The sequence below is a fragment of the Mesorhizobium sp. CNPSo 4689 genome, from assembly GCF_057784325.1.
Window position 1 is genome coordinate 1 of record NZ_JBWLUZ010000088.1, and the last position, 2,749, is coordinate 2,749.

The following is a 2,749-nucleotide window of genomic DNA, read 5'->3' on the forward strand; positions in this document are numbered from 1 at the left end:
TAGCGGACTGGCAGCTTCGAACCTCAGATCTTTAATTGCGGACCTTCAGGTCGATTGCGACCGCTGCGGCCCGTCGTGCCGTGGGTCGGGCTGCGCGATGCGCACACGTTCGGCCGAAGTCGCCTCTTGAGCTGTCTAGTCCCCGAGCGGCAGGCCACTGGAACGAAGGGCGGCCTTCTCGGCCTCAAGTTGCGTGGGATCGCGTCGGATTTGGGTCGAAGCCCATCTTCGAATGGTGAAGTCAGGATGTCGGGATAGAAGACGCTTGGCTGTTTGCTCGGCTAAATCAGCACGTCCGCTCTGGCAATATGCAATCACGAGGTCGACGAGGCCGAAGCCGGGATTGCGCGCCTCGTAAGCCTTGAACGCTGCGATCGCAATCTCAAAATGACCTGCGAGGCGATAGGCGTGGCCGAGATGTCCGAGGTAATATCCTGGATACTTGGGACTGAGCTTCGTCGCCCTCTCACTGTACTCGATGGCCTTCTCGGGGAGACCTGCGGAGGCGAATACGAAGCTCGCGAAGCTCGCCGCGTCGGCAGACCCCGGAGCCAGTTCGACGGCCTTTCTGGCATGGGCGGCGGCCTCATCAAAGCGTCCCTCCAGCAGGAGCACAAGGCTCGACGTCGTGAAGGCAACGGCACTTTCAGAATCGAGTTCGAGAGCCTTGTCGGCGTAGGATCGCGCCTTATGCTGAGCCGTCTCGCGGGTATCCCACCAACCAAAGCGGGCATCCACATAATGGAGCAGGCCAAGCATTCCGTTGAGCGCCGCCGAGCCAGGGTCGAGGGCCAGCGCCTTCTCCCAATGGGGAAGCGCCCGACCGCAGTTCTCCTTCGTCACCGCCTGTCGGTAATAAGAAAGGCCGTGAACCCATTGGGTCCAAGCCTCCACATTGCTCGTTGTCGTGTACTGAAGCCGTGCCTGTTCACCCTCCGTCAAACTGACCTGCAGCTCCGTGGCAAGGACGAGGGTGATCTCGTCCTGGACGGCAAAGATGTCCTCGATGGTGCGGTCGTAGCGCTCAGCCCAGATGGGAGAGCCGGACCGCCCGTCGATAAGCTGCACCGAGATGCGAATGCGAGAGCCGCTCCGCCGGACGCTGCCCTCAAGGACATGGCGCACGCCCAGTTGCTTGGCCACGTCCCGGACGTCAGCGACCCGGTCCCTGTAGATGAAGCTGGAATTGCGGGCGATCACCCGCAGGCCCGAGAGCTTGGACAGGGTGGTGATGATGTCCTCGGCGAGGCCATCTGCAAAGAACTCCTGGTCCGGATCGCCGCTCAGGTTTGAGAACGGCATCACGGCGATCGTCGGCAGGTCTTCCCGAGTCATCGCGTGCGACGGGGGCTGGTCCGTGCTTTCCTTGCCAAGGTTGGCGCGATAGACGCGGACGGGTCGCGAGATGTTCTTCAGAACGACCTCGCCCATGTCAGAGAAGGTGGTGGCCACCTTGCCGTCGACCTGGCGCCAGACGTCCTCCGAGATCGAGACCCCTCCCGCGGGAGCTACACCCTCGAGCCGTGCGGCAATGTTGACGCCGTCCCCAAGGAGGTCGGTGCCATCGACCACGACGTCGCCGACGTGAACTCCGATGCGCAACTCCACGCGCCGGTCCGCCTCGGTATCAGAACTGCGGGTCGCCATCCCGCTTTGGATCACGATGGCACAACGAACGGCATCCACAGAACTCGGGAATTCGATCAGAAGCCCGTCACCCATTGTCTTGACGATGCGCCCATGTGCATCTGCGATCGCCGGCTCGATAATGGCGTCCCGCAATATCTTTAGGCGGGCCAACGTTCCTTCCTCGTCGAGGCCGGTAAGTCGGCTGTAGCCGACGACGTCAAGTGCGACGATCGCTGCTAGCCGTCTGATAACGCGTTGCGGCACGGCTACCTCCCGCTACGGCAAGACCATGGTTGCGGGCCGAATTCCTCGACATCTATTGCCTCCGCCGTCGATCGTTGGCAACATCGTCTGGGAACTTAGCACCCCTCATTCGTGCGGGAGCCTGTCATGAGCAGCGCTGAAACGCATACGGGAAAATGCTTTTGCGGTTCAGTCGAGTTCAGCGTCACCGGGCAACCGGTCGCGATGGGCTATTGTCACTGCAATTCCTGTCGCCATTGGTCGGGGGCACCGGTCAACGGCTTCACTCTTTGGCCCCCGTCCGCCTTGACCATATTGAAGGGAGCCGAAAACATCGCGACCTACAGTCGTAGCGGAAGAAGTCTGCGCCGCTGGTGCACGGCCTGCGGAGGGCATCTTTTCTCCGAACTGCCGGCCTGGAACCTTGTCGACGTGTACGCCCCGCTCATTCCGTCGCTCAAGTTCGAACCGGCAGTTCACGTCCATTACCAGGAGACGGTTCTTCCAATGAAGGATAGCCTTCCCAAGCTGAAAGACCTGCCTGAGGAACTCGGCGGATCGGGCGATATGCTTTCGGATTGAAGGTCCTCCGCGAGGATCGGATCGCGACCTTCGCTGCATCCAGCACAAATGTCGGGTCATGGCGCAACCACCTTGGTCGCCGGCGATGTCTTCTGTGGATGGCTCCCGTATTGCAAGAGGTAATTCGTTGTTCTGGCGCATTGGTCGGTGCAGTCTTCTGTCCGGCCTGTTCATGCAGCCGTTCGAAGCTGCTGGCCCTGATGGGGTCGGCGAACAAGGTCCCAATCTGCTTTGCAGGCTATGATGCCTCCGACATCGCATGGGTTATCCCTGTTCCCGGCCTGACCGGTCTCGC

General features: G+C 61.1%; 3 protein-coding genes. 2 read left to right on the forward strand and 1 reads right to left on the reverse strand.

The window, feature by feature from the left end:
- Positions 1-135: 135 nt before the first annotated feature.
- On the reverse strand, positions 136-1,893 hold the full coding sequence (locus AC04SI_RS33185; RefSeq protein WP_404274419.1) for an adenylate/guanylate cyclase domain-containing protein: 1,758 nt from the start codon (positions 1,891-1,893) through the stop codon (positions 136-138).
- Positions 1,894-2,019: 126 nt separating this feature from the next.
- Between AC04SI_RS33185 and AC04SI_RS33190 the strand changes: the two genes are divergently transcribed.
- Complete coding sequence (locus AC04SI_RS33190) at positions 2,020-2,454, forward strand: GFA family protein (RefSeq protein ID WP_404274417.1); 435 nt, start codon at positions 2,020-2,022, stop codon at positions 2,452-2,454.
- 98 nt (positions 2,455-2,552) lie between these two features.
- Positions 2,553-2,749: hypothetical protein (locus AC04SI_RS33195; RefSeq protein WP_488475720.1), on the forward strand; the 197-nt coding region annotated here is incomplete at its 3' end.

Bases quoted from the DNA above. Each gene is read 5' to 3' on its own strand.
- AC04SI_RS33190 (WP_404274417.1), top strand. From the start codon at position 2,020: ATGAGCAGCGCTGAAACGCATACGGGAAAATGCTTTTGCGGTTCAGTC.